This window comes from Pantoea graminicola (assembly GCF_048452665.1).
GTDB lineage: Bacteria > Pseudomonadota > Gammaproteobacteria > Enterobacterales > Enterobacteriaceae > Pantoea.
Genome location: NZ_JBLWSJ010000003.1, coordinates 55,177 through 81,177 on the forward strand (window position 1 = coordinate 55,177; position 26,001 = coordinate 81,177).

General features: G+C 56.2%; 33 protein-coding genes. 7 read left to right on the forward strand and 26 right to left on the reverse strand.

What is annotated here, in order from left to right; genetic code table 11:
* Positions 1 to 66 precede the first annotated feature (66 nt).
* Both zwf and ACNY69_RS07875 read left to right on the forward strand, forming a co-directional pair.
* Positions 67 to 1,542 (forward strand): glucose-6-phosphate dehydrogenase, encoded by a 1,476-nt coding sequence (gene zwf / locus ACNY69_RS07870; RefSeq protein WP_111139774.1) that lies wholly within the window; start codon positions 67 to 69, stop codon positions 1,540 to 1,542.
* Between the two features lie 211 nt (positions 1,543 to 1,753).
* Complete coding sequence (locus ACNY69_RS07875) at positions 1,754 to 2,392, forward strand: bifunctional 4-hydroxy-2-oxoglutarate aldolase/2-dehydro-3-deoxy-phosphogluconate aldolase (RefSeq protein ID WP_418797829.1); 639 nt, start codon at positions 1,754 to 1,756, stop codon at positions 2,390 to 2,392.
* A gap of 34 nt (positions 2,393 to 2,426) precedes the next feature.
* Here ACNY69_RS07875 and purT read toward each other — a convergent pair whose 3' ends face one another.
* The gene (gene purT, locus ACNY69_RS07880) at positions 2,427 to 3,605 is read right to left on the reverse strand and encodes a formate-dependent phosphoribosylglycinamide formyltransferase (RefSeq protein ID WP_418797831.1); all 1,179 of its coding nucleotides are present in this window, start codon (positions 3,603 to 3,605) and stop codon (positions 2,427 to 2,429) included.
* A gap of 165 nt (positions 3,606 to 3,770) precedes the next feature.
* Between purT and ACNY69_RS07885 the strand changes: the two genes are divergently transcribed.
* Both ACNY69_RS07885 and ACNY69_RS07890 read left to right on the forward strand, forming a co-directional pair.
* A complete protein-coding gene (locus ACNY69_RS07885) occupies positions 3,771 to 4,424 on the forward strand; it encodes a tellurite resistance TerB family protein (protein ID WP_111139772.1) in 654 nt (217 codons plus the stop codon).
* A 127-nt stretch (positions 4,425 to 4,551) separates the two neighbouring features.
* Entirely contained in the window at positions 4,552 to 6,615 is a 2,064-nt protein-coding gene (locus ACNY69_RS07890; protein ID WP_111139771.1) for a prolyl oligopeptidase family serine peptidase, read from the forward strand.
* On the opposite strand, the gene exoX is transcribed toward ACNY69_RS07890, so the two are convergent.
* Positions 6,609 to 7,280, reverse strand: coding sequence for an exodeoxyribonuclease X (gene exoX, locus ACNY69_RS07895; RefSeq protein ID WP_199560001.1), 672 nt, complete (start codon positions 7,278 to 7,280; stop codon positions 6,609 to 6,611). The two genes, ACNY69_RS07890 and exoX, sit on opposite strands and share 7 nt — an antisense overlap.
* Positions 7,277 to 7,510 (reverse strand): DNA polymerase III subunit theta, encoded by a 234-nt coding sequence (locus ACNY69_RS07900; RefSeq protein WP_111139805.1) that lies wholly within the window; start codon positions 7,508 to 7,510, stop codon positions 7,277 to 7,279. Before ACNY69_RS07900 ends, exoX begins: the two co-directional genes overlap by 4 nt.
* 151 nt (positions 7,511 to 7,661) lie before the next feature.
* Between ACNY69_RS07900 and copC the strand changes: the two genes are divergently transcribed.
* From copC to ACNY69_RS07915, 3 genes are read left to right on the forward strand one after another with little or no spacing between them, the layout of a single operon-like run.
* Positions 7,662 to 8,039, forward strand: a complete 378-nt coding sequence (gene copC, locus ACNY69_RS07905; RefSeq protein ID WP_111138827.1) for a copper homeostasis periplasmic binding protein CopC — start codon at positions 7,662 to 7,664, stop codon at positions 8,037 to 8,039.
* A 5-nt stretch (positions 8,040 to 8,044) separates the two neighbouring features.
* Positions 8,045 to 8,920: a copper homeostasis membrane protein CopD gene (copD, locus tag ACNY69_RS07910; protein WP_418797834.1), complete on the forward strand. Its 876-nt coding sequence runs from the start codon at positions 8,045 to 8,047 to the stop codon at positions 8,918 to 8,920.
* Positions 8,921 to 8,946: 26 nt separating this feature from the next.
* Complete coding sequence (locus tag ACNY69_RS07915) at positions 8,947 to 9,294, forward strand: YebY family protein (protein WP_111138829.1); 348 nt, start codon at positions 8,947 to 8,949, stop codon at positions 9,292 to 9,294.
* A 295-nt stretch (positions 9,295 to 9,589) separates the two neighbouring features.
* Here ACNY69_RS07915 and ACNY69_RS07920 read toward each other — a convergent pair whose 3' ends face one another.
* The 23 genes from ACNY69_RS07920 to ACNY69_RS08030 form a co-directional block, all read right to left on the reverse strand.
* Entirely contained in the window at positions 9,590 to 10,654 is a 1,065-nt protein-coding gene (locus tag ACNY69_RS07920) for a phage integrase (RefSeq protein WP_260058381.1), read from the reverse strand.
* A 105-nt stretch (positions 10,655 to 10,759) separates the two neighbouring features.
* Positions 10,760 to 10,975 (reverse strand): ogr/Delta-like zinc finger family protein, encoded by a 216-nt coding sequence (locus tag ACNY69_RS07925; RefSeq protein WP_418798244.1) that lies wholly within the window; start codon positions 10,973 to 10,975, stop codon positions 10,760 to 10,762.
* A 78-nt stretch (positions 10,976 to 11,053) separates the two neighbouring features.
* Complete coding sequence (locus ACNY69_RS07930) at positions 11,054 to 12,229, reverse strand: phage late control D family protein (RefSeq protein ID WP_418797836.1); 1,176 nt, start codon at positions 12,227 to 12,229, stop codon at positions 11,054 to 11,056.
* Positions 12,226 to 12,753, reverse strand: a complete 528-nt coding sequence (locus ACNY69_RS07935) for a phage tail protein (RefSeq protein WP_061704108.1) — start codon at positions 12,751 to 12,753, stop codon at positions 12,226 to 12,228. Before ACNY69_RS07935 ends, ACNY69_RS07930 begins: the two co-directional genes overlap by 4 nt.
* A 3-nt stretch (positions 12,754 to 12,756) precedes the next feature.
* Positions 12,757 to 15,219: a phage tail tape measure protein gene (locus ACNY69_RS07940; RefSeq protein WP_418797838.1), complete on the reverse strand. Its 2,463-nt coding sequence runs from the start codon at positions 15,217 to 15,219 to the stop codon at positions 12,757 to 12,759.
* Entirely contained in the window at positions 15,209 to 15,334 is a 126-nt protein-coding gene (locus tag ACNY69_RS07945; RefSeq protein WP_111207766.1) for a GpE family phage tail protein, read from the reverse strand. Before ACNY69_RS07945 ends, ACNY69_RS07940 begins: the two co-directional genes overlap by 11 nt.
* A 32-nt stretch (positions 15,335 to 15,366) precedes the next feature.
* Positions 15,367 to 15,645: a phage tail assembly protein gene (locus ACNY69_RS07950; RefSeq protein WP_418797840.1), complete on the reverse strand. Its 279-nt coding sequence runs from the start codon at positions 15,643 to 15,645 to the stop codon at positions 15,367 to 15,369.
* 58 nt (positions 15,646 to 15,703) lie between these two features.
* Positions 15,704 to 16,213 (reverse strand): phage major tail tube protein, encoded by a 510-nt coding sequence (locus ACNY69_RS07955; RefSeq protein WP_418797842.1) that lies wholly within the window; start codon positions 16,211 to 16,213, stop codon positions 15,704 to 15,706.
* A 12-nt stretch (positions 16,214 to 16,225) separates the two neighbouring features.
* Complete coding sequence (locus tag ACNY69_RS07960) at positions 16,226 to 17,395, reverse strand: phage tail sheath protein (protein WP_418797844.1); 1,170 nt, start codon at positions 17,393 to 17,395, stop codon at positions 16,226 to 16,228.
* A 134-nt stretch (positions 17,396 to 17,529) separates the two neighbouring features.
* Positions 17,530 to 17,991, reverse strand: coding sequence for a tail fiber assembly protein (locus ACNY69_RS07965; RefSeq protein WP_418797846.1), 462 nt, complete (start codon positions 17,989 to 17,991; stop codon positions 17,530 to 17,532).
* 5 nt (positions 17,992 to 17,996) lie between these two features.
* On the reverse strand, positions 17,997 to 19,418 hold the full coding sequence (locus tag ACNY69_RS07970; RefSeq protein ID WP_418797848.1) for a phage tail protein: 1,422 nt from the start codon (positions 19,416 to 19,418) through the stop codon (positions 17,997 to 17,999).
* On the reverse strand, positions 19,415 to 20,023 hold the full coding sequence (locus ACNY69_RS07975; protein ID WP_418797850.1) for a phage tail protein I: 609 nt from the start codon (positions 20,021 to 20,023) through the stop codon (positions 19,415 to 19,417). The genes ACNY69_RS07970 and ACNY69_RS07975 overlap by 4 nt, the downstream gene beginning before the upstream one ends.
* Complete coding sequence (locus ACNY69_RS07980; RefSeq protein WP_418797852.1) at positions 20,016 to 20,924, reverse strand: baseplate assembly protein; 909 nt, start codon at positions 20,922 to 20,924, stop codon at positions 20,016 to 20,018. The genes ACNY69_RS07975 and ACNY69_RS07980 overlap by 8 nt, the downstream gene beginning before the upstream one ends.
* 4 nt (positions 20,925 to 20,928) lie before the next feature.
* The gene (locus tag ACNY69_RS07985) at positions 20,929 to 21,279 is read right to left on the reverse strand and encodes a GPW/gp25 family protein (RefSeq protein ID WP_418797854.1); all 351 of its coding nucleotides are present in this window, start codon (positions 21,277 to 21,279) and stop codon (positions 20,929 to 20,931) included.
* Positions 21,276 to 21,860 (reverse strand): phage baseplate assembly protein V, encoded by a 585-nt coding sequence (locus tag ACNY69_RS07990; protein WP_418797856.1) that lies wholly within the window; start codon positions 21,858 to 21,860, stop codon positions 21,276 to 21,278. Before ACNY69_RS07990 ends, ACNY69_RS07985 begins: the two co-directional genes overlap by 4 nt.
* A gap of 67 nt (positions 21,861 to 21,927) precedes the next feature.
* Complete coding sequence (locus tag ACNY69_RS07995) at positions 21,928 to 23,277, reverse strand: nucleotide-binding domain-containing protein (RefSeq protein WP_418797858.1); 1,350 nt, start codon at positions 23,275 to 23,277, stop codon at positions 21,928 to 21,930.
* A 9-nt stretch (positions 23,278 to 23,286) separates the two neighbouring features.
* A complete protein-coding gene (locus ACNY69_RS08000) occupies positions 23,287 to 23,820 on the reverse strand; it encodes a Pycsar system effector family protein (protein WP_418797860.1) in 534 nt (177 codons plus the stop codon).
* 33 nt (positions 23,821 to 23,853) lie between these two features.
* Positions 23,854 to 24,303, reverse strand: coding sequence for a phage virion morphogenesis protein (locus ACNY69_RS08005; RefSeq protein ID WP_418797862.1), 450 nt, complete (start codon positions 24,301 to 24,303; stop codon positions 23,854 to 23,856).
* Positions 24,300 to 24,767 carry a phage tail protein gene (locus tag ACNY69_RS08010; RefSeq protein ID WP_111207778.1) on the reverse strand — a complete coding sequence of 156 codons (468 nt, stop codon included), beginning with the start codon at positions 24,765 to 24,767 and terminating at the stop codon, positions 24,300 to 24,302. Before ACNY69_RS08010 ends, ACNY69_RS08005 begins: the two co-directional genes overlap by 4 nt.
* Positions 24,700 to 24,972, reverse strand: a complete 273-nt coding sequence (lysC, locus tag ACNY69_RS08015) for an Rz1-like lysis system protein LysC (RefSeq protein WP_418797863.1) — start codon at positions 24,970 to 24,972, stop codon at positions 24,700 to 24,702. Before lysC ends, ACNY69_RS08010 begins: the two co-directional genes overlap by 68 nt.
* Entirely contained in the window at positions 24,869 to 25,291 is a 423-nt protein-coding gene (gene lysB / locus ACNY69_RS08020; RefSeq protein ID WP_267369937.1) for an Rz-like lysis system protein LysB, read from the reverse strand. Before lysB ends, lysC begins: the two co-directional genes overlap by 104 nt.
* Positions 25,288 to 25,797, reverse strand: a complete 510-nt coding sequence (locus ACNY69_RS08025; RefSeq protein WP_418797865.1) for a lysozyme — start codon at positions 25,795 to 25,797, stop codon at positions 25,288 to 25,290. The genes lysB and ACNY69_RS08025 overlap by 4 nt, the downstream gene beginning before the upstream one ends.
* Positions 25,781 to 25,999, reverse strand: a complete 219-nt coding sequence (locus ACNY69_RS08030; RefSeq protein WP_418797867.1) for an HP1 family phage holin — start codon at positions 25,997 to 25,999, stop codon at positions 25,781 to 25,783. Before ACNY69_RS08030 ends, ACNY69_RS08025 begins: the two co-directional genes overlap by 17 nt.
* Between the last annotated feature and the right edge of the window lie 2 nt (positions 26,000 to 26,001).

Genomic DNA, 26,001 nt, shown 5'->3' on the forward strand with positions numbered 1-26,001 from the left:
TAATAACCTGGACCCGGTGGCAGAGGATGCATCCCCACCGGACTATCCTGCAATGAGGAGAGGAAAATGGCGGTAACACAAACAGCCCAGGCATGCGATCTGGTGATTTTCGGTGCCAAAGGCGATCTTGCACGCCGTAAACTGTTGCCTTCACTGTATCAGTTAGAGAAAGCGGGTCAGATCCACGCTGAAACCCGCATTATTGGGGTGGGCCGTGCTGAATGGGACAAAGCGGAATACACCAAAGTGGTACGTGAAGCACTGGAAACCTTCATGAAGGAGAAGATTGACGAAGCGCTGTGGGACAAACTCAGCAATCGTCTCGACTTCTGCAACCTCGATGTCAACGACACCACGCACTTCCCGAAACTGGGCAAGATGCTGGACCAGAAGAACCGCACCACCATTAACTACTTTGCGATGCCGCCAAGCACCTTTGGCGCGATCTGTCAGGGGCTGGGCACCGCGAAGCTGAATGCGAAGCCGGCGCGTGTGGTCATGGAGAAGCCGCTGGGCACCTCACTGGAAACGTCGCAGGAGATCAACGACAGCGTTGGCGAATATTTTGATGAGAGCCAGGTGTTCCGTATCGACCACTATCTTGGCAAAGAGACCGTGCTGAACCTGCTGGCGCTGCGCTTTGCTAACTCTATCTTCGTCAACAACTGGGATAACCGCACCATCGACCATGTGCAGATCACCGTGGCAGAAGAGGTGGGGATCGAAGGCCGCTGGGGTTACTTCGACAAAGCGGGTCAGATGCGCGACATGATCCAGAACCACCTGCTGCAGATCCTGACCATGATCGCCATGTCACCACCGTCCGATCTCAGCGCCGACAGCATCCGTGACGAGAAAGTCAAAGTGCTGCGCTCGCTGCGCCGTATCGACCAGACCAACGTGCGCGAGAAAACCGTTCGTGGTCAGTACACCGCGGGCTTCGTGCAGGGTAAAAAAGTGCCGGGCTACCTGGAAGAAGAGGGGGCCAATAAGTCCAGCTCAACGGAGACCTTTGTGGCGATTCGGGTGGATATCGACAACTGGCGCTGGGCGGGCGTACCCTTCTACCTGCGTACCGGTAAGCGTCTGCCGACCAAATGCTCCGAAGTCGTGGTGTACTTCAAAAACCCGGAGATGAACCTGTTCAAGGATTCCTACTCTGAGCTGCCGCAGAACAAGCTGACGATCCGTCTGCAGCCGGATGAAGGGGTGGATATCGAAATCCTGAACAAAGTGCCGGGTCTGGATCATAAGCACAAACTGCAGACCACCAAGCTGGACCTGAGCTACTCCGAGACCTTTAACCAGTCACATCTGGCCGATGCCTACGAGCGTCTGTTGCTGGAGAGTATGCGGGGTATTCAGGCGCTGTTCGTCCGCCGTGATGAGGTGGAAGCCGCATGGACCTATGTGGATTCCATTATCAACGCCTGGGCTGCCGATGGCGACTCCTCCAAACCGTATCAGGCGGGCACCTGGGGCCCGGTGGCCTCGGTCGCGATGATCACCCGCGATGGTCGCTCGTGGAACGAGTTTGAATAACCCACGTCATGATGAAGCCCGCAACGCGGGCTTTTTTTTCGCCCTGCGTCAGCCCGCCGGAGAGAGAAAAGTGAACTGCTGTTTCAAAATGGCGGCAGGATGATAGACGCTCAGGAAGGGGATCATGTATGGTAGTGACGCAACTTACAGGGCAGGAGCGGATGCTCCATGACCGGGCCGCAATCCCGGTGTTATCAAGCAAGGGGAACTGATGAAAAACTGGAAAATGAGTGCTGAACAGATTCTGACCACCGGACCTGTGGTGCCGGTCATCGTTGTCAATAAACTGGAACATGCGGTGCCGATGGCGAAGGCGCTGGTGGCGGGCGGCGTTAAAGTGCTGGAAGTCACGCTGCGCACGCCCGTCGCCATGGATGCCTTACGTGCGATGATCAAAGAGGTGCCGGAGGCGATCGTGGGCGCGGGCACGGTCATCAACCCGCAGCAGCTGCAGGAAGTTACCGATGCGGGTGCACAGTTTGTCATCAGCCCTGGCGTGACCGAATCGTTACTGAAAGCCGCCGTCGAGGGATCGGTTCCCCTGATCCCGGGGATCAGCACCGTCTCTGAATTAATGACCGGCATGGATTACGGTCTGCGCGAGTTCAAGTTTTTCCCGGCGGAAGCGAATGGCGGGGTGAAGGCGCTGCAGGCGATTGGCGGACCTTTCCCGCAGGTGCGTTTCTGCCCGACCGGCGGTATCTCGCCTGCGAACTACCGCGACTATCTGGCGCTGAAAAGCGTACTGTGTATCGGCGGCTCCTGGCTGGTGCCAAACGACGCGCTGGAAGCGGGCGACTGGGATCGCATCACCCGCCTGGCCCGCGAAGCGGTCGAGGGCGCGAAGTAAGTGATGGCGGTGAGCTTCGGCTCACCGCACACCGTTACTCCTGAACGGTGACCGCCGCTGCGCTGGCAACCGCACGCGCAAGCGCCTGAGTGGTGCTGTCACCGCTGGCCAGCGCAACGCCCAGACGACGCTGCCCGCTGATCTCCGGCTTACCGAACAGGCGCAGTTGCAGACCCGCGCCCAGCGCCGCTTCCACATTCACAAACTGTACGTTCTGGCTGGTCAGCTGCGGCAGGATCACGGCGGACGCGGACGGACCATACTGGCGGATCCCGCCAATCGGCAGACCGAGAAATGCCCGGACGTGGAGCGCAAACTCTGACAGATCCTGCGAAATCAGCGTCACCATCCCGGTGTCGTGAGGACGTGGCGACACTTCGCTGAAGACCACCTCATCACCGCAGACGAACAGCTCAACGCCAAACAGGCCATAGCCGCCCAGCGCCTTCACCACCTGCGCGGCCACATCCTGCGCCCGCTGCAGCGCCACATCGCTCATCTGCTGCGGCTGCCAGGATTCGCGATAGTCGCCATCCTCCTGACGGTGACCAATCGGCGCACAGAAATGAATGCCGTCAACCGCGCTGATGGTCAGCAGGGTGATCTCAAAGTCGAAATTCACCACGCCTTCGACGATGACGCGACCGGCACCGGCGCGGCCACCCTGTTGCGCATACTCCCACGCCTGATCAAGCTGGCTGGCGTCGCGGATAAAGCTCTGGCCTTTTCCGGATGAACTCATGACCGGCTTCACGATACAGGGGAAGCCGATTCCAGCGGCGGCGTCATCGAAGCTCGCCCTGCTGTCGGCAAAGCAGTAGCGGGAGGTCGGCAGGGATAACTCTTCGGCGGCCAGACGACGGATGCCCTCGCGATTCATCGTCAGCCGGGCGGCACGGGCGGTCGGCACGACGCGCTGACCCTGCTGCTCAAGCTCAACCAGCATATCGGTGGCGATCGCCTCGATTTCCGGTACGACAAAGTCAGGTTTCTCTTCTGCAATCAGCGCGGCCAGGGCTGCGCCATCGAGCATATTGATCACATAGCTGCGATGCGCGACGTGCATCGCTGGCGCATCGGCGTAACGATCCACCGCGATCACCTCTACCCCCAGACGCTGACACTCCAGCGCCACCTCTTTTCCCAGTTCACCTGAACCTAATAACATCACGCGCGTCGCTGCCGGGCGCAGCGCGGTTCCGAGAGTTGTCATACATTCACCTAAGCAGTCAGAATTCGGCCGCAGTATAAACGAAAACGTTTGCGTTCTCATCCTTCCTCCTGGTCACGCTGCCGTTTGCCTTACTTTTCCCGCTCTGACGTTTCCTGACATCCGTTTCGCCAGGATAGCAGGCTGACACTGTAAAAGGAGTGGATGATGACTAACTGGTTGCAACAGATTCAGTCCGTGCTGGCAAAAAAGGGCGAGGGTAAAGCGGGCGGCAGCTTAAGCGATATGCTCGCGCCCGGTGCGCTGGGCGGTCTGGCCGGGATGCTGGTCGCCAGTAAATCGTCGCGAAAGCTGCTGACGAAATATGGTGGCAAAGCCCTGATAATTGGCGGTGGGGCCGCCGCAGGCGCAGTGCTGTGGAGCAAATATAAGCAGCGGGTCAGCGAAGCGCACCAGAACGAACCTGACTTTGGGGTGGCGCAGACGCCGATCGATAAACGAGCTGAACGCCTGGTCACGGCGCTGGTGTTTGCCGCCAAAAGCGACGGGCACATTGACGATCAGGAGCGCGCCGCCATCGAACAGAATATTCATCAGTCCGGTTACGGTCAGGAGGCGGAACAGCTGATCCAGAGGGCGATGAACCGCCCGCTCGACCCGCAGTGGCTGGCCGCCGATGTCAGAAATGAGGAGGAGGCGCTGGAGCTCTATTTCCTGAGCTGTGCAGCTATCGACATCGATCACTTTATGGAGCGCAGCTATCTCTCTGCGCTGGGCGACGCCCTGAAAATCCCGCAGGATGTCCGCGACGGCATTCAGCAGGATCTCAATGAAGAGAAAGCCCGACTCCCCGCCGGTTAATTTCCGCTGACCAACCGCTGGCGGGGCAGGCTATCGCCCCCGCCAGCGTAACCCTGCTATCCCGCCTCTGGCTTCCGGCTGCTGAAGTGTTACGCTTAAAGATCATGACGTTCACGGAGAGAGATGGATGAAAGCTCCCATCGCAAAAAAAATTCCTCATGAGATGACGCTGCACGGCGAGACGCGCATTGATAACTACTACTGGCTGCGCGACGACAAACGTGAAAACAGCGAAGTCCTTGATTACCTGCGCGCCGAGAACAATTACGGCAAACAGATCATGTCGTCGCAGCAGCCGCTGCAGGATCGGGTATTAAAAGAGATCATCGATCGGCTGCCCCCGGAAGATCACTCGGTGCCTTATGTAAAAAATGGCTACCGCTATCAGAGCCGCTATCAGAGCGGTAACGAATATCCGGCCTATTACCGTCAGCCCGCCGCGAGCGACGAATCCGGGGAGTGGAGCCTGCTGCTGGACGCCAACCAGCGTGCCTCGCATAGCGAGTTCTACACCATGGGCGCGCTGCATATCAGCCCGGACAATCGTCTGATGGCGCTGGCGGAAGACTTTCTGTCGCGACGTCAGTACGGCATCCGCTTCCGCAATCTGGAGAGTGGCAGCTGGTATCCTGAGGTGCTGAGCAACGCCTCTTCCAGCTTTGCCTGGGGCAACGATTCGCGCACCGTCTACTATGTGCGCAAGCATCCGCAGACCCTGCTCTCCTATCAGGTCTGGCGTCATGAACTGGGCACGCCGCAGTCGGATGACCAGCTGGTCTATGAAGAGCAGGATGATACCTATCATCTCAGCGTGCATAAGAGCACCTCCAAGCAGTTCATCCTGATCGCGCTCTACAGCACCAACACCAGCGAAATTCAGCTGATTGACGCGAACTTTCCCGATGCGCTGCCGCATGTCTTTCTGCCACGCCGTCGCGGTCATGAGTACAGCATCGACCATTACGATCACCAGTTTTTTATTCGCTCTAACCGGGAAGGCAAAAACTTCGGGCTCTACCGCAGCCGTTATCTGGATGAGTCGCGCTGGGAGACGCTGATCCCGGCGCGGGAATCGGTGGTAATGGAAGATTTTCAGCTGTTCCGCGACTGGCTGGTGGTGGAGGAGCGTCAGCGTGGCTTAACCAGCCTGCGGCAGATCAACTGGGCCAGCGGCGAAACCAGCGGCATCGCCTTTGACGATCCGACCTATGTCACCTGGCTGGCCTACAACCCCTCGCCGCGCACCAGCAAACTGCGCTACGGCTACTCATCCATGACGACGCCGACCACGCTGTTCGAGCTGGATATGGACACCGGCGAACGGCGCATCCTGAAACAGAGCGCGGTAAAAGGTTTTAACGCAGACGATTACAAAAGCGAACATCACTGGATCAAAGTCAGCGACGGCACTGAAGTCCCGGTGTCGCTGGTCTATCACCGTAAACATTATCAGCCGGGACAGAACCCGATGCTGGTCTATGGCTACGGTGCCTACGGCAGCAGCATGGACGCCGATTTCAGCGTCAGCCGCCTGAGCCTGCTGGATCGCGGCTTTGTCTATGCGCTTATCCAGGTGCGTGGCGGCGGCGAGCTGGGGCAGCAGTGGTATGACGGTGGCCGCCTGCTCAACAAAATGAACAGCTTCACCGATTTTATTGAGGTGACAGAGGCGCTGGTGGCGCGCGGCTTCGGCCATCCTGAACGGCTCTATGCGATGGGCGGCAGCGCGGGCGGCCTGTTGATGGGCGCGGTGATTAACCTTGCACCCCAGCAGTTTCACGGGGTCGTGGCGCAGGTGCCGTTTGTGGATGTGGTCACGACGATGCTCGATGAGTCGATCCCGCTGACGACCGGCGAATATGACGAGTGGGGCAACCCCAGCGATCCGGCGTACTACCGCTACATCCGCCAGTACAGCCCTTATGATAACGTGGAGGCGAAAGCCTATCCCCATCTGCTGGTTACTACCGGACTGCACGATTCGCAGGTGCAGTACTGGGAGCCAGCGAAATGGGTGGCGAAGCTGAGGTCGCTGAAAACCGACAATAACCTGCTGCTGCTCTGCACCGATATGGATGCCGGGCACGGCGGTAAGTCGGGGCGCTACAAAGCCTACGAGGGGATCGCGATGGAATATACCTTCCTGCTGGGGCTGGCGCAGGGCACGTTGCCGCCAGCCCAGGATTACTGAGGCTCGGTCAGGTATTTTCGTAGCGCCTGTCGCAATGGCGGGCGCAGATCGGTGACATTATCCAGCACCCACTTCAGGTAGCCCGGATCCTTGCGGGCAATCACCGCGATTGCCTGGCCGCGATATTTGCCGAACGGCAGGATGTCGTCGCGCTGGGCTGCCGGTTGTGAACGGACAATCATTTCCGACGCGCTCCAGCCAGAGGTCTCCATGATGCGGATCAGCAGCGCCGCCGTGACATAGCAGTCATAGAGTGCGCGGTGGGCATGCAGATCGGCAGGGGGCGTCACATCCAGCTTCAGCGAATGGCGCAGCGCCTGGTTGCCATATTTAATGCCCGGCCAGAGCTGACGCGCCAGCTGCATCGTGCAGATCCATTCACCGAACATCTCCGGCAGCATCCGGCGGTCAAAGCTGGCGTTATGCGCCACATAAAAAGCACTGCCGTAATAGCGTGGGATCGCCTCTTCGATGGTCGGTTTACCGGCCACCATCGCTTCGGTAATGCGATGCACCGCCATCGCCTGCCGGCTGATCGGACGGTCGGGCAGGATAAGATCGCTCATGGGATTAACAATCTGCCCATCCACCACATCCACAGAGGCGACTTCGACCACACCGCCCTGCAGGCCGCAGGTTTCGGTATCGATAACGCGAAACATCATGATTTCATCTTCGGTTCATAAGGCAGGCGCGACAGGCTGAGTGACGCCTGGCGATAGTGCATCAGGCGCTGGCGGAACCAGTCGCGCAGTGCTTCGGGCTGCTCCTGCGCAACCATTTCGGCAACCACCGGCATGTTATAGCGCTCTTTAAACGCCACGCCCGCGGCCGCCAAATCGACATTGATTTTGTCTTTCTCTTCCTGGGGCAGTCGGGCAAGGTTATGGCTCATAATTTTCTCCTGGATATAGCGGGCAAAAGTAATGTTTTCGCCGGTCTGAATCAAGGATTAAGGATCGCATCGCTGGCCTCGACAGTGCAAATAGAGCAGCGTATCCTTTTGCACTGTTTGTCGCCCTGGCAGCGGTTAAAAGGATGATCTTATGCAGAAAATACGTATTTCCCGGGTGGTTACGGCACTGATGGCCGCCGGTGCAATGGCATTCAGCTCGCTGGCCGCGGCCCACGCGCATCTTCGCTCCTCAGTCCCTGCTGACAACGCGCAGGTGTCATCCTCCCCCGATACCCTGACGCTGAATTTCAGCGAAGATATCGAAGCGGCCTTTAGTGGCGTGACGCTGCTGGACAGCCATCAGAAGCCCGTTGCCACCGATAAAGCCCGCGTGGCCGCTGACCAGAAAAAGCAGCTGATTGTCGGGCTGCCGCAGCCGCTGAAGGCGGGAGATTACCAGGTTAACTGGCATGTTCTGTCGGTCGATGGGCATAAAACGGCAGGACGCTATCGCTTCAGCGTGAAGTAAGGCCGGTGACTACCCTCTGGATACTCTTGCGGGCGTTGCACTTCGCCGCCGTGATGCTGCTGACGGGCAGCGCCTGTTACTGCGCGCTGCTGGCACCCCGGCGTTATCGCCCGCAACTGGCGCAGCGACTCTTTCCGCTGATAAGAGGAAGTGTCTGGCTGGCGCTGGTCAGCGCGCTGGCGATGCTGGCCTGTCAGAATGTGCTGATGAGCGGTGACAGTACACATCTGGCTGACGCCGATATCTGGCTGGCGGTGCTCGGCACCCATTTTGGTAGAGTCTGGCAGGGCGAGATCCTGTTCAGCCTGCTGGCCGCTGGCGCACTGTTCGTGACCGGCAGCATTCGCTCTCAACTGCTCTTGCTGGCGGGCGTGCTGCAACTGGTTGCGATGGCCTTGATTGGGCACGCCGCGATGCGCGATGGCTGGCCCGGCGTGCTGCAGCCGTTCAACCATGCGCTGCATCTGATAGCGTCCGCATTCTGGGCGGGGGGATTACTGCCCCTGTTGCTGCTGATGGGTGAGGCGCGTCACATCGATCGCCGCACCGATGCTATCCGCACCATGATGCGGTTTTCACGCTACGGGCATCTGGCGGTGGCACTGACGTTGCTGAGCGGCGTCATCAATAGCCTGATTATCGCGGGCTGGCCGCTGACCTGGCAGGATTCGCGCTATATTGAATTGCTGCTGTGCAAAGTATTGCTGGTTGCCCTGATGGTCGGCGTGGCGCTGTTTAACCGTTACTGGCTGGTTCCGCGCTTTCGTCTGGCGGGCAGTGGAACGCAGCAGAAATTTATTCGCATGACGCAGCTTGAACTGCTGCTGGCGTGCGGAGTGGTTGGGCTGGTCAGCGTTTTTGCCACGCTGTCGCCAGCCTGAAATTGTTAAGAGAGAAAAGGGTCGTTATGTTGCTGAAGAAAGTGGTCCCCGCAATCCTGTTGTTATCCCTCTGCGGCCAGGCGCTGGCGGCACAAATCATTACCGTCAGCCGCTTTGAGATTGGCAAGGAGAAGTGGCCCTTCAATCGTGAAGAGGTGATGCTGACCTGCGAGAAAGATGGGGCGCTGTTTGCCATCAATCCGAGCACCCTGATGCAATATCCGCTGAACGACATCGCAGACCAGCTGTTTAAGAACAAACAGGTGAAAGCGCAGCCAATCAGCGTGATTCAGAGCGAAGATAAAGCGCATCCGGGCCAGATGATGAGTCTGCAGCCGATTATCGAGCGCACCCAGGCACTGTGCGGTAAATAGGCCCATCGGGTGCGGCAGCCCGCTGCGCCTGATCTTTTTTGCCGTTGCGATCACAAACTGGTCCGGTTTATGGCCTCTTGCCCTCCGCTTACTGGCATTTCCCCCGCGCTGATCTAACCTTAAATGGCAAGGCGTCACCGCCTTCATAAATGCCAACTTTTAGCGCACGGCTCCCTGAGAGCCATTTCCCTGGACCGAATATAGGAATCGTATTCGGTCTTTTTTTGGTTGGCATTTAAAAACAGTAACTTACAATATAATCAATCAGTTAAACCCGATCGTGTTACCTTCTGTTCTACTCTGCTGGACTCTGTGCCGCCACTTTGTCGCCATTTTTCTTCGCCATCAACGCCAGCGGATTGCAGCGAATTGCATCTTCAAGATGGTCGGGCGCGAAGTGCGCATAACGCATCGTCACCCTGATGTCGGAATGCCCGAGAATACGCTGCAGAACGATGATATTTCCTCCGGCCATCATAAAGTGGCTGGCAAAGCTATGGCGCAGTACATGGCTCATCTGGCCTTCGGGTAATTCAATACCGGCCAGGCGAATGACCCGATAAAACTGGCGATAGCACTCTGCAAAAAAACGGCCCTCTTTGTTTTTCAATTCGTTATACAGGGCGTTGTCGATGGGTACCGAGCGGTTCTTTTTGCCTTTGGTATTGATGAAAGTGATTTTGTTTGGAGACAATTGTGAGGCTTTAAGATTCGCGGCTTCACTCCACCGGCACCCGGTTGAAAGGCAGATTTTGATAATCAGCGTCAGATCGGGGTTATCGTGAACTTTGCAGGCGGCAAAAAGCTTTTGTATCTGGGTTTCAGTCAACCATGCCATTTCTTTCTCTGGCTGATCAAACTCCCGTATATTTTTAAGTGGGTTGGGGTAGCTGATTTCGCCAAGCCGTTCCAGCTCATTGAAAAGAGCGCGAAGGAATGCATGTTCACAGTTAATGGTACCCGGTGAGACCTTTAACGATTTATCACTGGTTTTGTATCCGTTCTGTATGAGGCCCTGTAAACGCCGATCCCGATAATGTGCCCAATCCTTCGAAGTGATAGAGGCAGCAACGGGGTTTCCCATGCCATTGCAAATAATATTGAGTTTGCCGAGTCGGCCTTTTCTGTCACTTAGCGAGCAACCGTGCAGTTTGTACCATAGTTCGATAAGTTCGCTAAGCTTGCGGTTATCCTCTTTCTCAGCCAGCCAGGGTTTAGCCTTCATTTCGTCCTGAGTGTATTGCTCAAAGGCAATGGCTTCGGCACGGGTCCTGAACTGTCGTCTCACTCGTTTACCATCCCTTCCATTGAGATAGCACTCGCAGAGCCACTTACCTGTATTTAATTTCCTTATTGCCATGCAGTCCCCCTTGATAAAAGGGGATTAAGTTACTGTATATAAAACCAGTATTCAATGTTTGATTATGGATTTTCAAACATGAAAAAGCCCGCTGAGCGGGCTAAATTAATGCAGAAGGGAAGGTTGCTGTTGGCTGGTGTAGAGTGGCACATTATTGATTTGCCCAGGCGAGACAATCATTCCAGTCACGGTCTCGTGCGTTTTGAATGTGCAGCTGCAATTAATATTCTGGCACTGGTGATAACGTTCTTTTGTTTCTTTTGAAACATAGCGGCTGCTTTTTGCGTGGGCTGCTGTCTGGCATAAAGGGCAGTGCATCATCATCAATATCCTCAAAAAGGGCAGGGGAGAGCCACTTAGTTTGAATATGCAAATTGTGTTTTGCAAATTACACCCGAATTAAGCAGTTTCTGTTTTACCCTCTGTTTCTGACTGATATTCAACATCTGAAAGCAGCACCTCAAACTCAAGCGTCGTTGTATACCCGCTGCCGCTCAGGCTGTGCGTCACTTTACTGATAATCCACGGCTGCGCATCGATCACCGACTTAAAGCCGCTCACCCTGACTGGCGTCTCCGGGTACAGGTCGGCGCGCCCCATTGCGAGCGTGATCGAAAACTCAGCGACGCCACGCTGCAGCTTCTCCCACTTCGCTTTAGCCGCCCGCATCGCGGCTGCTTTCGTCGCATACACAGTCGTCAGCGTAAATATGTTATCTTCCGTGCCAGCCAGATAATCCCCCTCTCGGGCCTCCGGCGTCTTTGTCGCGGTCGTCTTTTTCTTTTTCGCCGCCGGGTGCTCCAGCGCGCGCAGGTGCTTTACCTTCGGCTTACGCTTCACCTTAACTTTCTTTGGCTTCGGGTCTTTGGTATGCAGCCAGCTCGCAGAGACGCCCGTGTATGCGCCTCGGTCGGCAATGCTGAAGCTGTGCCGGTCGCCATCCTGTCGCGTAATGGTCATCTGCGGGATTGGCTTGCCGCTGGCTGTAACGCCGTTGCCGGGCTTTATAAACAGAAGCCGCCCGGCCTTTACTGCTGCAACCGCGCCGTACAGCGTGGCGAGGCGCGTCAGAAATTTAGCGTCAGTCTCCTGCGTCTGGTCAATATGCGCCACGGCAATTCCGGCGAAGCCATCGGCCAGCACTGGCTTTAAATTATTCCGCCCGGCTATCTGCGTCACGACATCGCCCAGGGTAGTGTCGTGATAGGACACCTCCCGGCGGGAATTGAGTGAGCCGCGAAAATCGGCACTGCGGGCGCGGATTGTCATGGTGTCCGGCGCGCCGTGATGCTCGACCTCATCAACGGTGAAATCACCTTTACCGAAAAGCGCCTGTCCTTTCCAGCCGAGAAACAGCGTTATCACTGCGCCGCGTACCGGCATTGCCAGCTGGCCATCGGCGTCGTCCAGCTCAATATCCAGCTGGTCAGCCTCAAAGCCGCGATTATCGGTCAGCGTCATCGAGATAAGGCGATCCCGGATATTGGTTGTGACGTCTTTAGAATTAACCTTCAGCATGAAATCCGGCGTCAGCTGCGCCCCGGCCTGCACCGGCAGGCTGCTTATCCCGATCATCCGAGCAGCCCCCCTGCAGATGAAATCAGGCTACCGGCCGCCGACTTCACGCCGTCGATTGCTGACGTGAGCTGCCCTGGAAGACTGGCGGAGCCGCTGATAAGCCCGTCAGCCTGTTTCTTCAGATCGCCAAACATTGAGGTAAGCGACTCGTCAACGCGCTTCAGGCTCAGGGTAAACATGATTTTACTGGCCGTCCCGTTGGGGTAAAACTCGCTGAAGGTGTTAGAAATACTCTCAATCACGTACATGCCGTAAATCATGCCGCTGCCACCAATCAGCGGCCACGCCATCCCCTCGTCGGCCATCAGACGGACGGTCATCAGCGACACCGAGCCGCCCGTGATTTCCGGGCGAAGCTCCCCGGATAGCGTGATTTTTTCATCGCCCGGCCCGATAAACTGCGCCGACGGACGCTGCCCGAACCGGCTGTTAGTGGGCCAGCGATAGTCGATATTCTGCTGCATATCCCCGTAAGGCAGGGTCTGTCGCATAAACGGCATCATGCCGTAAATCATCATCATCGTTTAATCCTCCCAGCCCATTTTGCTGCGGTTCTGTGCCTGCCGGTTGCGCTGCTCTTTTGCCTGGTGCTGCGCCATCAGCGCCATTGCGTCGTCTTTGGTCATACCCTCATGCATGTTGATTTCATACTGATAAGTATTCTGGCTGCGGTCGGTGAATCCGCCCCCGGCTGACGGAGCTGAAACCGGGCGGTAAGGCGCTCCACCATAGGCGATGTTGTATTGCAGCCCGCCGGTATCTGCGCCCGCGCCACCGGTTGCTACCGGATCCGGGGACGGGACTTTGTCTTTGAGGCCATCGGATTTCGTGTCGATAATGCCGAGCTTATCCAGCACCCAGTTGATGCCGCCCATAAGCTGATCGAGCGCGTGGCTCGGGATTTTCAGCGCCGCGGCCAGCATGTTGCCGAACTTCTTACCCATGTCTCCGGCGGCGGCAAGTTCGGTCTGCGTGGATTTTACCGGCTCCAGCAGTTTGCCGAACCAGTCCCACAGCTCTTTGACCTTGCCACCTACCCACTCAAAAACCGGCTTCAGCGAACCGAAGGAATCACTGATCGGCCCCATCGCTGCGGTAAACCCTTCGGCCATGCCTGCTATAAAGGCGCTGACAGGCTCCCAGTATTTGCGCACCAGTAGCGCCCCGGCCACGATTGCCGCCACGACGGCCACCACCGGCAGCGTGATAGCGCCGAGCGCGGCCGCAATAGCTCCGCCAGCGATGCTGAATGCCGTGCCGAGAAACCCCGCACCGGCAATCAGGGTATTCACGCCCGCAATTACCGGCCAGGCTACCAGCCCGATTGCGCCCAGCGCCCCGGCTAACATCAGCCCGCCCATTACCACTTTTGCTATACCGCCTGCCAGCGCAGGGTTAGCTTTAATCCAGTTATCAACCGTCAGCAGCAGTGCCGCCGTGTCCTGGGTAAGTGCGCGCAGGCTGCCGTCGTTCTGATCAAACAGGTCTGTGCCGACGGCCTCATACGCAGACTGCAGCTCCTTAAGGTCGCCGCCGAGATTATCCTGCATGACCTGGACAAGCTCGGCCGTTTTGCCATCAGAGGCTTTAAACTCGGCGGTCAGCCGGTCGAGCTTGCCGGTTGAGGCGGCTGTCATCAGCAGAGCGGCTGATGAGGTGGCCTCTTCGCCGAAAATGGTTTTCATGTACTCGGCTTTCTGGCCCGTTCCCAGCCTGTGACGTTGAAAACTCGCCTGCATTTCTTTCAGAATGGTGAAGATCGGGCGGGTATTGCCTTTGCTGTCTGCGGTTTTAATTCCCAGCTCTCTGATAGCCTTGAATGATTCGCCGGTAGGAGCCTGCAGCCGGCTCAGTACGGCGCGGCTACCCGTACCGGCCATTGAGCCGGTGATTTTGCCGTCATGCAGAACGCCGATCATTGCCGCCGCCTGCTCAATACTGACACCTGCATTTTTCGCTACCGGGGCAACATAGGTCAGCGCATCATTCAGCCCGTCAAAGTCAGAAGCCGTTTTATTCAGCGTCATTGAAAGCACGTCGCCAATATGAGCGACATTATCGTTTGAAAGCTGAAAGGCAGACTTCATCCCCATCAGCAGCGTAGCGTTTTCCTCCATCGTGCGCTTGTTTGCCAGCGCCATATTGAGCGTAACCGGCGTGACCGCCTCAACAGCAGCGGCGTCGCCGCCGCCTTTGGCGATAACGATTTGCGCCCCTGCCGCATCATCGGCAGATGCGGCGGTTGTATCACCGAGCTGGCGCGCCTGCGCACGCAGGGCGGTCATCTCCTTTGAATCTTTCGCCACGCCGAGCACGGCCTGTAGCTCGGAATTTTTCTGTGCAAACTCAAAGCCAGGCATCAGCAGCGAGGTTGCTGCCATCCCGCCGACCGTTGCAGCACCGGCACCGGCCGCGCCCGCGTTCCGTACCTTTCCCGACAGCTCCTGTCCTTTGCGGTAACGCTCGCTGGTCTGATTAAGCCGCTCCTGCTGTGCATTCAGCCGCTGAAGCTCCATTTTCTGACGGCTCAGGCTGACGGTTGCCTGCGCTGATGCGGATTTCAGGCGCTGCTGCTCGCTGCTGAGGCTTTTGGTGGAAATACCCGCCGCGTTAAGCGCCTCGCGCTGCTGCTGCACCGACAGGCGCAGGCTGTTGGTTTTCGTCTGCAGCTCTGCCGCAGCCTGTCGGGCCTTTTCCAGTGCGCGGGCCTGCTGCGTCGTGGGGCGCTCCGTGTTTTTAAACTGCACGGCCAGCGCTGCAGCCTCCTGCTTTGCGTCTTTGAGGCTCTGCTGCGTGACGGCCAGCTGTGCGCTGGCCTTGCGGAAGCCGTCAATTTTCCCGGCCTGCGCGTCCAGCTCCTTAATCGTTGATTGTGTCTGGCGTATGTCAGACGACAGATTTTTAGCGGCGGTCTGCACGGCTTTGAAGGGGCGCGAGGCTTTGTCTACCGCGTTCAGCAGTACCTGCACTTTAAGGTTATTGCTCATCCGGGGTTGCTCCGCTGCGGATAAAGGCTTTGTGCCGCCAGTCCATCAGCTCGGCCAGCGGCATGTCGTACATCTCGGAGGGCTGCCAGTGGAATATTGTGGCAATGTCGGCCATCAGGTCGTTGACCGTCAGGCCGCGGGGCCAGTCTATTTGTCCGACTTCGACTGCAAAAAACCAATCACCCTGCCGCCCAGCGCAATCAGGTCAACCGGATCGAGAGCGTTACATTCGGCCTTTGTCAGGGCTGGCAGGGTAATGCGGGGCAGCACGGTCAGCAGGGCGTCAACATCCGACTGGCACAGATCGGCCAGGCGCACGCCGCGCAGGCTTCCGGCGGTCGGTTTAATCAGCTCCACGCTGTTGATTTCGGTTTCGCCGCGCAGCAGCGGGGTTTCAAACTCTACAACGTTTTCTTTCTTTTCCATGATTGTTCTCTGTTCACTGCAGTCATGTAAAGCCAGCGACGGGCGCTGGCGTCAGGGTTTATACCAGGCCGAGGTTTTTACGGCGCTGCTCAAGGCGGTCAGTGCCGTTGACCTTCTCCACCATGTTGATGGTGTCGATTTCGATCAGCTCTTTGCCGTTAAAGGTCAGCTTGTAATAGGTGTTTTTACTGGTGATTTTGGTTTCGGTGTCTTCACCCTGTTTGGCTTCGCCGAAATCAAACGACTGATGCTTACCGCGCACCTCAATCTCTACCGCGATTTCCTCGCCGGTATCGTCGCGCTGATAAGAGCCGGTAAATCGCAGGGGAATGTCAGAGGCTCCCCACTGCGTGAGTACCAGCTCATCAATACCGCCGATGCTCCACTCAATATCAAGCGCGTCATCTTCCAGACCGTTATCGATAAAGGCCGCGCCGCTCATGCCGCCTGCGCGAAACGGGTCGAGCTTGCGCGCCAGCTTCGGCAGGGTGACGGCAGTCACGACGCCCTGATAGCTATTTGCGTTATTGAAAAGGTTCATGCCCTTCAGTTTGCGTGGAAATGCCATTTATCCGGCTCCTCAGCTGTTTACGGATGCGGCGAAGTTCGCCAGATATTTGTCGGAAATGCGCTGGCGCAGCGTCAGGTCTTCCAGCGGCGGAACCGGCGTATAGTCGTAATCGATAAAGAGTTTGCCCGCCTTAAGGCTGTCTTTGTCGTTGGCGCTTTCGTCATACCAGGCAGACGCGCCCAGCAGATAACCGGCGCTGACCAGCTCGCGAAATTTCGCATTGATGCCCGCTATAATTTCGCGCACCAGAACCGGCGTCAGCGGTTTATCAACCGCCCACATGTGCGCCTCGGCCATCGTGTCGGCCAGCACCTGCGCCGTGCGGGTGTAGTTCTCAAACTGAAACAGCGGGTCATCGCTGCAGGTGCGGTTGCCCCAGAAGCGGAAACCGTCTTTACGGATCAGCGTCGTAACGTCGGCCTCGTTGAGCAGGTCGGCGTCGGTGCCAGTCTGCTGCAGATCCCAGAACACAGATGCGGAAATGCCGGTCACGCCATTAACGCCGACGTTAGACAGGGTTTTATGCCAGCCTGTGTCATTGTCGATTTTGGCGCGCAGGCCCAGCGCGCGGGCGGTCGCAAAAGCGGTATCGGATTTGCTGGTCGTGGTGTTCCAGGTGAGAAAGTCCGGCCAGATAACCATGATTTCACGCTGGCTGAAGTTCTGACGATACAAACGGGCTTCGGAAATGGTTTTGCATTCGCACGCCGAGACATAGGCAAAGGCGCGAAGCTGCTGCGCAATGCTGGCAAGCGCGGTCGCCACCGCGAGTGAGTCGAGTCCCGGCACGCCGAGGATGCGCGGCTTAACGTCGAGCTGGGTCTGCGCGGCGAGCAACGCTTTCATGCCGGTATACTGGCCGTTTTCATCCGTGCCGCCGATGATATTGGAGGTGGTTTCGGCTTCGTCGGCACCTTCAGCCACGCGCACGACGACGGTCACGGGTTTTGACTGGTCAGCAATGGCCTGAAGCGCAGCTGCGAGCGTGCCTTTCTTGCCAGCCTTGCCGATAGCACCTTGCACGTTAGTGATAAGTACCGGCTTATTGAGCGGGAAAGTTGCCGCATCTGCATCCTGCGCGGTGCAGACCATGCCCACGATTGCGGTTGATACGGTGGTAATGGTGCGCGTGCCGTCGTTAACTTCGATGACGCGGACACCATGATGATAATCAGACATCTGATGCACTCCGTTTTGAGGGTGTGCTCAGGGTGTCAGGTCAGGCGGGGCCGTGCATTCGGTTGCAGTTTGCTGGAAGACAGGCGGACAAAAGGCGGGATAAAGCCCCCTTATCGGGGCTTCAGGTATCCGGCTCAGTCGGGCGAAACGGGCCAGTCAGTCAGTGGCGCTGAAATGTCACTCTGGCTCAGGCTGACACGGTATTTTTTCCAGGCCGCCAGGCGCTCGCTATCTCCCTCCTGCGCCATATCCAGCTCAGTCGCATCGGTAAACATCTGTATTTTTTCGCTTGCATCCCGGATGCGGGCTGACAGGATAGCCCTGCTGGCTTCGTCACTAAGCACAGGCACAAGCGGCGGCCCCTTAACAACCCTGCCCTTGATCAGCTGACAGTCAGGCCCGACTGACTCAAATTCTGCCCGGCTCAGTTCGGCCAGGCCCTGCGCAGCGTAGCTGTCAGCATCCGACTGCGTGAAAGCAATCAGCATCGCATCAACGTAAAGCCGCTCATTGACCGCCACAAAATAACGGCTTTCGTAAGTTACGACCGGCTCCATGCCGGATCCCTCAACAATGCCTGCTTTGTCTTCGCTCATTTTCATCACCAGATTGCCAGAAGGTTAACGTTAAGTGCGGAATCATTATTGTTATAAATACCGACGTTGCCCGGCCCCACGCCGGTTAACCACACCGCCGGATCCCCATTGATGCCCGTAATAAAAACGGCAGGCGCAGCCGGAAATGCTGCCGGGTATGTCCAGGTGATATTAGTTTTCGCCGGTACGCTCAGGTTCGCACGGCACCACTGGCCGCCACCCGGAAACTTAGTCCATGCTCCGTTGCCGTTGGAACCTGACAGGAACTGATCAAGCCGCACGGCATGTGTTGCTGCTGTTGCACCACCTACGCTGAACGGGGTGAACTGATTCCCGCTGATATCTGCCTTATTTGCCAGGCTGCTGTTTAACAGCGATACCGGAACCGCTGCAGCACTGTCACCGGGCGCGCTGGCCACCTGGAATTTCTGGTTAGGGTTACCGCCCAGAAGCGCATACGCGCCCAGCACAAAGTTAAGCCGGGCATTGTTAACAGCGTTGCTAAGGTCACCTGAATTTCTGACCTGAAAATCCTGATTCGCGTTACCGTTGAGAGCGGCTTTCTGCGCCAGCAGAGTATTAACCTGCCCGCGGTTCACCGCATGGCCGTCTGCGGTGGCGTCTTTAACGGAAAACTGCTGATTAACGTTACCCGCAAGCAGCGCGCGCGCCGCCAGCTGATTCATCATCGTTGCCGAAAAATTCGGATCGTTACCCAGCGCCGCCGCCAGCTCATTCAGCGTATCCAGCGCCTCCGGGGAAGAGGCAACCAGCTGCGCGATTGCCGCCTGCACAAAGGCCGTCGTAGCCAGAAGCGTAGAGCTGTTGCCCGCAGCGGGTGTCGGCGCTTTTGGCGTGCCGGTAAATACCGGGCTGTCTTTGGGTGCGTACTGTTTATGCGGATCGGCTGCGGCGACGTGCTTTGCCATCAGGTCATCGGCATAGGCTTTGACCTCAATTATTGCATTATCGACGTACTGGCGTGTTGCCAGCACAACAGCCGGATCAATCTTCAGCGTGACGGCGCTCGTGCTGTTCACGATTAAAATCATGCGCACCGTCTGCGTCCGGCCGCTGCCCTCTGCCAGCTGCGGCTTGTAGGTTTCCGGGCAGTTAGCAACGGCAATCAGCACGCCGTCAGCGTCGTACAGGCCGATTTCACGGATCCAGAAACCGCCCTCGCTTTCCGGGATAATCTGCTCGGCGATGATCTGGCTGCTGTTTGCCGCGTCAACGGTCAGCGAATTAAGCTGCGCGCGGCGCTTCTCGCCGATGAGCTTAGTCTGCGCCGCTTCAGGCGTCGGCAGTGTGCCGCCACCGTCCCCGACCCCCATTGAGGTGATATTCACTTTCGTGCCGAGTGCGGCGGCGTTCGCCAGCTTAGCCGCGCCCTGATTGGTCAGCAGGGCAAAATATTTTGTCGTCATGCGCTCACTTCCGTCAGGTCAATAAGATGCACCGCCACGCCGGAATAACCCGGCCCGCCGACGCTGATAAGTTCAGGGGTATAGGGATAAACGGTCAGCTCGTCGCCGCTATAGCTGGCAACGGCGACCGGCACAACTCCGTTAACATCGAGATTAATGGACAGGCCGATCAGGTGACGGCTGCAGGGCTTCGCGTCCGCTATCAGGCGCTCAAGCTCGTTATACATTTCCTCGGTAATGCCGGTATCGAGTACGCCCACATCAAGCCGGAACGTGCCTGGCGCTTCGTTGGTTTTCCACCACTCAATTATCCTGATGAGATAGCCCAGCGGCTCAACGACGCGGCGGATAGCACCTATCGTTCCCTTGTGCCGGTGCACGTACTGCGAGGCGGCAACCACGGCGCGCTTTGTCGATTCCGGCCAGGCTGAATCCCAGCGGTCAACTGACCACGCCCACGCCAGATAGGGCAGAAGCTCCACCGGGCAGGTTTGCGGATTACATAACTGGCGCAGCGGCACGCTCATCGCGCCGGGGCTTGCCAGCGCCTCAGCGGCGGCAACCTCAAGCGCTGACGAGCCGGTCGGCAGCAGGCGATCACTCATCCGAGCCTCCAACGGTCAGCGTGTAGCCTGTGCAGTAAGCGGCCTGCGTTTTGTCGAGCACCACGTCAGCAGAAGGCTTGATAAGGTTGACGCGCTGCACGCCCTCAACGTGCATGGCGGCATAGAGCGCAGAGAGGCGAATGTCCCGGCCGAGGCGCTTTTGTGCGCTGACAAAGGCGGCGAGCTTTGCCTCAGAGGCGGCGCGGATCGGTTCAGCTTCCGGCCCCGGATAGAGGTACAGCTCGGCCTCAATTTCGTAATTAACAATCTTCGCTGACTGCACGCTCACCCGGTCGGCAACCGGGCGCACGTCTTCGTCATTGAGCGCAGCGCTAACCACGGCCAGCAAATCATCACCGGCCACGCCGTTGCCCTCACGCGCGAGCACTGTCACCGTGACCACTGCAGGCGACGGGCTTATGACTGATGCATCGGCTACGCGGCCGTCGGCGCTTCTGGCGTGATACTCATATGCACCGGTCGGCCCGGCAACGCTAAGCCCCTCAAACGCCGAGGCAATGCGTAGCCGGAAATCGTCGTTACTTTCCATCACGGCGGCTGTCGGCGGTATGGCTGTATCATCAGCCGGGGTAATCGTCAGGCGGGTTACGCCATTGTTTACGCCGAGCTGGTCAAGGTCGGCATCCAGTGAATACGCCACCATGACGGCTTTTGCCGCCTCGTTGATGCGCTGGCGCAGGATCAGCTCTCGATATGCATTTTCCTGCAGCATCTTAACGATGGGTTCCGACTCCAGCGTCAGCGTGCGGGCGACGGCCTCCTGCTGGTCAGCCGGGTAAAGGGAAATCAGCGTTGCCTTTCGCTCGGCCAGCAGGCTTTCATAATCCAGCGCCTCCACCACGTCAGGGGCAGGCAGCTGGCTCAGGTCGATAGTTGCCATAGTCTCAGCTCACAGGAACGGTTAAGGAAAAAGGCTGCGCGTTGTCGGTGCGGTTGCCGGACAGCTCAACCACCATTGCGCCGTTGATATCCGACTCAAAGCTGATGGCGGTCAGTTTTATGCGCGGCTCCCATTTCAGAAGGGCCATATAGCAGGCCGACATAATCTGCAGGCGCAGCGCCTCGTTTTGCGGCTGGTCAATCAGCGCGGATAAAAGCGAACCATACTGGCGGCGCATCACCCTGGTGCCGACAGGGGTCAGCAGAATGTCACGCACCGATTGCCGGATATGATCAAGGTCGGTCAGCGCGCCGCCGGTTTCCCGGTTCATGCCGATATATTTTGCGGTCGTCATACTGGTGCCCCCGTCTTGCCGCCGCTGTCGCCCGGATGGATATGCGTATGCAGCACTTTGCCGTTTGAGGACAGGTTGCCGCCGGTGTGCGTCACGTCGCCTTTCATCGTTGCGCCCTTTGTAACTTCCAGCTGCGCGGTTTTTAGCAGCGTTGTGCATTCCACTTCTGGCGAGTCGAACAGGATTTTTACCGCCGCTTTGATGGTTGCCGTCTGTATGCCAGTTGCGGTCAGTGCGCCGTTTTCCGGCTCATACTCGATCACCGCGCCGTCAGGAAATGACCAGTGCAGCGCATCGGCCGAGGCCGACGGAGCCGGGTTGTCATCAGAGAAAATACCCGGCAGCACAAAGCCGGTATCGAGTTCGCCGCCGAGGCACAGCACAAGCACCTGCTCACCCACTGACGGCGCATTCCAGGAGCGGGTTTTACCCGCGCGGGCGCTCAGCCAGTGCAGCCAGCCGGTTGTGTTTTTTCCCGTATCGACACGGCACAGCCCGCCGTCAAGATTGACAGCCGACACGGTTCCGATGCGGATGAGGTTGCGCAGCAGGCGCTGAATTTCGAAGAGTTGTTCATTCATGACATTGAGAATGCACTAAACCTTCATGCATTCTCAATTTAGGTATGTTTGCTGACTGACTAACGAACTAAATATCTAAGCTTTCCATAGAGTCTGTAATGAATATTGAGAAGACCTCTTCCTGAGTAATCCTGGTTTCACCAGACCACACTGACACAAACATATGATGTATTCCTTTATACTCCGTGCCTTCCCAGTGCTTAGCAAAGTAAACACCATCACCTTGATGCACCGCATCAACGTATTCTTCATGATTCGCGTTATCTTCTTGTTCGCTAGCTTCTGTGCCTGTATTTTCAACTCTAAACAGAAAGCGCAAATCTCTACCAGGTACACTTTCATATCTAGCTTTAAATGATATTCCGAATCCTTTCTTTATACTCCGGGAACATCTTTCATATTCATCATCCGAGGGGGTGTCTTTATCTTTTTTTAGCGTTGCACTAATTTGCAGACTATCTGAGTAGGAGTCTATTGGCGTTAATTTTTTATAAGCCTCATGGTCTATTAAAAATTGCCTATAATTCCTTGGCTGCCCGTTCTTAGTTAAATAGTTTGGCTTGACAAACTCTTGCTTTTCATAAACACCAGATTTCATTTTCTCTAAAACACTAATGAATGGCTTATCAAAACCTAAAAGCTTTACGAAGTTATCCCCTACCAATATGGAGTTCTTTGGTGCCTTTTGCTGAAGTTTAGCTGCTACATCTACATGATATGAAGTAGCAGTCACCTCATGGGAACCTTGATATCCATATTTTCCCCAGATAACTTCCTCATCTCTGCCATAATCGATACCAATACGAATACCTATTTTTTCTGCTCCCATATCGACAAGCCTAGGGGAGACAACTTTTTTTATCATCTCTATCAAAAATACAGAACAGTTTAATGCATCAATAGCATGGTCCATAACTAAACCATTTTCCTGCTTTCTGTTACTTCTGAAGAAAGCCATTACCGCATCGCCCATAATTCGATGGACATGCCCATCGAAGGAATCAATAGTTTCGATTGCGCAGCGAATAATGTCGTTTTTTATTCCGAACACTTCGAGAGGGGTGTAAGTAACTCCAAGTTTTGTTGATCCTATTATATCCATAAAAAGTGTTATAGCATAACCATACCGCATTTCGTCTTCATTTTCTATATCTTCGAAATCAGGATGGCAACCAAAACTTTTTTTCATCTGGCCATGCTTTCCAAACTTGTGCCTTACTAAATTTTTGACCCCGTAACTTTCAGGTGAAGGCGTAAAATGCTCTAAGCCTACCAGGGAGCCGCTCCAACTTGCTTCGGATAACGCCTCATTCGAATCGTTTACTATTTGACTTTTGATAACATTGCTTGTTTTAGATTTTGCAAGTTTAGCATCGAGCGAGCGACCTAATCCTTTATAAATATCTTCAATAGACATTTTGCGCCTCTATATTTGAGAAAAAACTATAATTACAATCATTAATCCAATCGACATCAAAGCTAAAGTAATATATTCAATGGATTTTTTTTGATTATTATATTTGCTCTTTAGGGATGTAGATAAATTAAAATTCAATGAAGCTAAGGATCCAATCATTTCCGCTGATTTTTTTTCATTAATGGCATCAATATATTTATTTACATCATTGTGATAATGCAATAAGTCAACAAAAGAAAATATGTTTTTTTTACTGGAAGGTTCCATAAGAGGAACTATGCCCTGTAAAGAATGAAAGATGGCCATTAATAATAGAATCATTGATGCTATAGCTATAACTGATAATACATATTTATCTCCAACATTAGTTAGCCTATTAAGAAACTTATCATAGTTAAGTAAAATTGCTGCAAATAGCGCAGATGACAAGCTTAGTAATATAGTTGATTTAGTGTTGGCGCTACTTATGTAACCATCTGTTCTTAGTATTATTTTTATCATTAGCTCAATTTTTTGCTGAGAATCATCCCTGCGGTTATCCATAAAGCGGCCCAAAAAAACCCCCAGTCAATAAGATTAATCTTTAATGACATTAATGATCAACGCCTCAATCATGTCAAGTGTGCCTTTGTTAATTCCTAACAATTGGCGGGCTTCATACTGTATTTCTTTACCTTTCCGCGCTGGCCGGTCGCGCAACCCGAAATGATGCACGCGGGCCATGCGCTGCACGTTACCCGCAAACTCGATCACGGCCTCATTCGGGCTGGCCTGCGTTTTCATGTACTTAGCAGTGCGCAGCTTTGCGAACATTTCGCACTTTATCCGGCCCTTTTTGCTGCGCACCGGCTGCGTTTTGCGGGGCTTAAACGGCGTGCCATCTGGAGCCTGCTGTCGCTTGATGTTTTGCTGCTGACTCGCGCGCAGTTTGCGGCCAATGCTGCGCGCCATCTCCTTACGCGCCGGGGCCGACAGGCTGCTGATAAGCGCCTCCAGCCGGTCATTTATCAGCTGCAGCTCGCTCATGTCTGCAACTCGCTGACCAGCTCGCCCTTAACGTAAAGCTGCACCGGCCGCGCGTCATTCTCCGGCAGCGGGTTCTCGCCGACGTGAGTCACGTGCAGCCCGTCGTCGGCCCGCTTCACGATCACGCGCTCGCTCAGCTGCAGCTCGATGCTGATATCGCTGGCCGTGTCGCTGATAACATCCGCCTGGAAGGTAAAGCCCGTCCGGCGCTTTTCCTCGGTTGCCATAATGTCGGGTTCATTTGTACGCAGCCATGCCAGCAGCGGCACGATCAGCAGGTCGATGTTACCGGCGTAATCGGTAATGACCATGTTAAGCCGGTACTGGTATTCAAACGACAGCGAGCTGGCAAGCGTCGAGACGATGCGCCCGCTGTCGATAAACACGTTCAGCGCGTCAGGATTTCGCTGCAGCTCCGGCACGCTGTCGGTCAGCGCCTGGCGCAGTTGTTGTGGTTTCAGCATCGTGTTGTTCCTGGCAGTCTTTGATTATTTCGACCTGCAGCCCGCAGGCGGCGAGTGCGGCCTCAAGCTGACGATTGTCAGCCGCCAGATCGCCAGCGGTTTTAAGGCTGTTTCCCGGCACCGGGCAGCTTGTCACGCGCGGACACCCAATCCAGATAATCTCTGGCGCTGGCGAAGGCCGGGCGGGCGTGCAGCCGGATAACATCGTCAGGCAAAGCAGCAGCAGACCAGTCACGCAGTATCGGATTCGCATCGGTTTCTCTCTGTATGGTCATTTCACGGTTAAGCGCGGCCGTGCTGGCGCGTCCCTGCATCAGCCGCAGCTCGGCTTCGCGCTTCTGGCTGGCTCTCGCATCCGCATCCAGCCTGGCTATAGCTTTGTCGCGGCTCTCGATACCGGCCGACAGCGTGCCGATAATGCGCTGCGCGCTGGTCAGGTCATCTTTTGCGACTTTCCACTGCCATCCGGTCACGCCCAGCGCCAGCAGCGCGACGGCCAGCAGGGCGGCAATCAGGCGCGTCATGACACACCCCGCAGGCAGTAGGCTGTTTCCGCAGCGCGGCGGTTTTCCAGCCCGCGATTTCTCACGCCCTTAACGAATACCCAGCGCCGCAGCTCATTACAGGCATCAAGCCAGTGCTGCAGCCTGATATAACGGGCAAAGGTCGAGCTGCAGGCCGCGCGCACGCCGACGTTAAAGGCGAATGACACGGCCGTGTCATAGACCGGCTGCGGCATCTCAGCCGACATACAGGCATCGATCCCGCGCTCGACTCGCATCACGTCATACACGAGATTAACCGCCGCCTGCCGCTCGCTGATCTGGCTTTGCGGCGTCACGCCTTCGGTGTGACCGATGCCGTTCGTCCAGACTCCGGCGCTGCACTGATAGGGCGAGGTGCGGCACCCCTCGGTGTTGGCAATGAGCGCCAGTCCGGCCTCGGACGTTTTCAGGGTTTTAAACTGTGGCAGCAGCGCGGCAATTGCCAGCACGGCCACCACGGCGCAGCGTTTAACGGTCTGGCTCAAGGCTCACCCCCCGCAGGCGCTGCAGCTCGTAGGTTTTGCGTCGGTAATGCCAGTTGATAAAGAACGTCGCGACGTTAGTGATAAGCGTGATAACCGCTACGCCGGAACCGACCATAAAGGCGATATCCTGCGGCGTATGACGGCCGAACCACATCAGGATGAGGCCTATCAGGTAGTTGATCGCAGAGCTGATTTTTTCCATTT

Excerpts from the sequence above, each read along its gene's own strand:
- ACNY69_RS07930 (WP_418797836.1), bottom strand. The coding sequence starts at position 12,229 with ATGATCGGGATAAGCAGCCTGCCGGTGCAGGCCGGGGCGCAGCTGACG.
- ACNY69_RS08000 (WP_418797860.1), bottom strand. The coding sequence starts at position 23,820 with ATGGATAACCGCAGGGATGATTCTCAGCAAAAAATTGAGCTAATGATA.
- zwf (WP_111139774.1), top strand. The coding sequence starts at position 67 with ATGGCGGTAACACAAACAGCCCAGGCATGCGATCTGGTGATTTTCGGT.
- ACNY69_RS07875 (WP_418797829.1), top strand. The coding sequence starts at position 1,754 with ATGAAAAACTGGAAAATGAGTGCTGAACAGATTCTGACCACCGGACCT.
- ACNY69_RS07960 (WP_418797844.1), bottom strand. The coding sequence starts at position 17,395 with ATGTCTGATTATCATCATGGTGTCCGCGTCATCGAAGTTAACGACGGC.
- ACNY69_RS07940 (WP_418797838.1), bottom strand. The coding sequence starts at position 15,219 with ATGAGCAATAACCTTAAAGTGCAGGTACTGCTGAACGCGGTAGACAAA.
- ACNY69_RS07885 (WP_111139772.1), top strand. The coding sequence starts at position 3,771 with ATGACTAACTGGTTGCAACAGATTCAGTCCGTGCTGGCAAAAAAGGGC.
- ACNY69_RS07970 (WP_418797848.1), bottom strand. The coding sequence starts at position 19,418 with ATGACGACAAAATATTTTGCCCTGCTGACCAATCAGGGCGCGGCTAAG.
- exoX (WP_199560001.1), bottom strand. The coding sequence starts at position 7,280 with ATGATGTTTCGCGTTATCGATACCGAAACCTGCGGCCTGCAGGGCGGT.
- ACNY69_RS08030 (WP_418797867.1), bottom strand. The coding sequence starts at position 25,999 with ATGGAAAAAATCAGCTCTGCGATCAACTACCTGATAGGCCTCATCCTG.
- ACNY69_RS07990 (WP_418797856.1), bottom strand. The coding sequence starts at position 21,860 with ATGAATGAACAACTCTTCGAAATTCAGCGCCTGCTGCGCAACCTCATC.
- ACNY69_RS08005 (WP_418797862.1), bottom strand. The coding sequence starts at position 24,303 with ATGAGCGAGCTGCAGCTGATAAATGACCGGCTGGAGGCGCTTATCAGC.
- ACNY69_RS07925 (WP_418798244.1), bottom strand. The coding sequence starts at position 10,975 with ATGATGCACTGCCCTTTATGCCAGACAGCAGCCCACGCAAAAAGCAGC.
- ACNY69_RS07935 (WP_061704108.1), bottom strand. The coding sequence starts at position 12,753 with ATGATGATGATTTACGGCATGATGCCGTTTATGCGACAGACCCTGCCT.
- purT (WP_418797831.1), bottom strand. The coding sequence starts at position 3,605 with ATGACAACTCTCGGAACCGCGCTGCGCCCGGCAGCGACGCGCGTGATG.
- ACNY69_RS07980 (WP_418797852.1), bottom strand. The coding sequence starts at position 20,924 with ATGGCAACTATCGACCTGAGCCAGCTGCCTGCCCCTGACGTGGTGGAG.
- ACNY69_RS07900 (WP_111139805.1), bottom strand. The coding sequence starts at position 7,510 with ATGAGCCATAACCTTGCCCGACTGCCCCAGGAAGAGAAAGACAAAATC.
- lysC (WP_418797863.1), bottom strand. The coding sequence starts at position 24,972 with ATGTTATCCGGCTGCACGCCCGCCCGGCCTTCGCCAGCGCCAGAGATT.
- ACNY69_RS08010 (WP_111207778.1), bottom strand. The coding sequence starts at position 24,767 with ATGCTGAAACCACAACAACTGCGCCAGGCGCTGACCGACAGCGTGCCG.
- ACNY69_RS07915 (WP_111138829.1), top strand. The coding sequence starts at position 8,947 with ATGTTGCTGAAGAAAGTGGTCCCCGCAATCCTGTTGTTATCCCTCTGC.
- ACNY69_RS07965 (WP_418797846.1), bottom strand. The coding sequence starts at position 17,991 with ATGAGCGAAGACAAAGCAGGCATTGTTGAGGGATCCGGCATGGAGCCG.
- ACNY69_RS07955 (WP_418797842.1), bottom strand. The coding sequence starts at position 16,213 with ATGGCATTTCCACGCAAACTGAAGGGCATGAACCTTTTCAATAACGCA.
- ACNY69_RS07975 (WP_418797850.1), bottom strand. The coding sequence starts at position 20,023 with ATGAGTGATCGCCTGCTGCCGACCGGCTCGTCAGCGCTTGAGGTTGCC.
- ACNY69_RS07950 (WP_418797840.1), bottom strand. The coding sequence starts at position 15,645 with ATGGAAAAGAAAGAAAACGTTGTAGAGTTTGAAACCCCGCTGCTGCGC.
- ACNY69_RS07995 (WP_418797858.1), bottom strand. The coding sequence starts at position 23,277 with ATGTCTATTGAAGATATTTATAAAGGATTAGGTCGCTCGCTCGATGCT.
- ACNY69_RS07920 (WP_260058381.1), bottom strand. The coding sequence starts at position 10,654 with ATGGCAATAAGGAAATTAAATACAGGTAAGTGGCTCTGCGAGTGCTAT.
- copC (WP_111138827.1), top strand. The coding sequence starts at position 7,662 with ATGCAGAAAATACGTATTTCCCGGGTGGTTACGGCACTGATGGCCGCC.
- ACNY69_RS07945 (WP_111207766.1), bottom strand. The coding sequence starts at position 15,334 with ATGGCCGACATTGCCACAATATTCCACTGGCAGCCCTCCGAGATGTAC.
- ACNY69_RS07985 (WP_418797854.1), bottom strand. The coding sequence starts at position 21,279 with ATGACGACCGCAAAATATATCGGCATGAACCGGGAAACCGGCGGCGCG.
- ACNY69_RS07890 (WP_111139771.1), top strand. The coding sequence starts at position 4,552 with ATGAAAGCTCCCATCGCAAAAAAAATTCCTCATGAGATGACGCTGCAC.
- lysB (WP_267369937.1), bottom strand. The coding sequence starts at position 25,291 with ATGACGCGCCTGATTGCCGCCCTGCTGGCCGTCGCGCTGCTGGCGCTG.